Annotated in this window: 1 pseudogene; it reads left to right on the forward strand. The window is 46.1% G+C overall.

Going from position 1 to position 1,168, the window contains the following annotated elements:
• Positions 1–106: 106 nt before the first annotated feature.
• A pseudogene (locus ICL16_RS42705) lies at positions 107–1,168 on the forward strand (IS4 family transposase); the annotation flags it as partial.

The raw sequence follows: 1,168 nt of genomic DNA on the forward strand, positions 1-1,168 counted from the left end.
CTGACTTTTCCCGTTAAGTCTCGAAAAGCTTACTCACAAAGGATTATGAAGAAGGGACACTATATACGGTACAGTAATTGAAATCGAGTGTTCGAGGTAACAAGCAATGTTGGACTGGTGGGAGAAAAATTTTGCTACTTGTGAATTAGGCGATCGTCGATTGAACGAGCGTGCAATGTCGATTGGCAAGTCTTTAATTCAAGGATTTGGCAAAGCACTGTCAGAAATCTTCCCTAGTGCAACTGTACTGAAGAGAGCCTATGAGTTTTTGCCAATTCCAAGGTAGAATTTGCCAAATTAATTGAGCCGCACTGTCAAATGACTGCGGACAATGTTGGGGAGCGTGACATGGTGCTGTGTGTTGGAGACACCACTTTTCTTGATTATGGCAGCATTATGCTCAAACGGGAAGGTTACGGTCCAATTGGTAACGGGGGTAATGGTTTAATATTACATAGTGCCCTAGCAATAGATCCGCAACAGGGTCAACCGCTCGGTTTGTTGTGGCAAAAACTATGGAATCGAGAACCAAAACCGAAGCCACCAAAAGATGAGACAGCCACACAGAAAAAAAGACGACAAGCTGTCGCTCGAAAAGCAGCACGGAAGCGCCCATTTGAACAGAAAGAATCCTATCGCTGGGTGGAGGCGCTTACCGGTGTAGATTGCAAAGTCAGCAAGTCTACTCGCAAGATTCATGCCTTTGATCGCGAAGGTGATATTGCTGAAGTTTTCGACGCAGTTCGCCAACTCCCAAACACAGGAGTTTTGGTGCGGGCGGCTCACAACCGCAGTTTAGATCAAGACAGTGAACGTCTGTGGGCAAAACTGGAAGCACAACCCATCTCTCACGAGCAGGAAATTGAGCTCCCTGAGACGAGCAAACGTACTGCCCGTAAAGCTAAGTTAGTGGTTCGATTTTGTTCGGTTAATCTTCGTACTCCCTACCGCTTTGACAACCGTGACCCGTTAAAAGTGTACGCCGTCTATGCCACAGAAGTGGATTGTCCAGAAGGTGAAACGCCTTTGGAGTGGATGCTGCTAACTACAGAAGTAGTTACAGACGGGCAGATGGCTGCCACAATTTTACGTTGGTATTCTTACCGTTGGCGAGTGGAAGAGTATCATAAAATTTTGAAATCTGGTTGTCAAGTAGAGCGATACAGAC

Source organism: Iningainema tapete BLCC-T55 (assembly GCF_014698965.1).
Taxonomy (GTDB): domain Bacteria; phylum Cyanobacteriota; class Cyanobacteriia; order Cyanobacteriales; family Nostocaceae; genus Iningainema; species Iningainema tapete.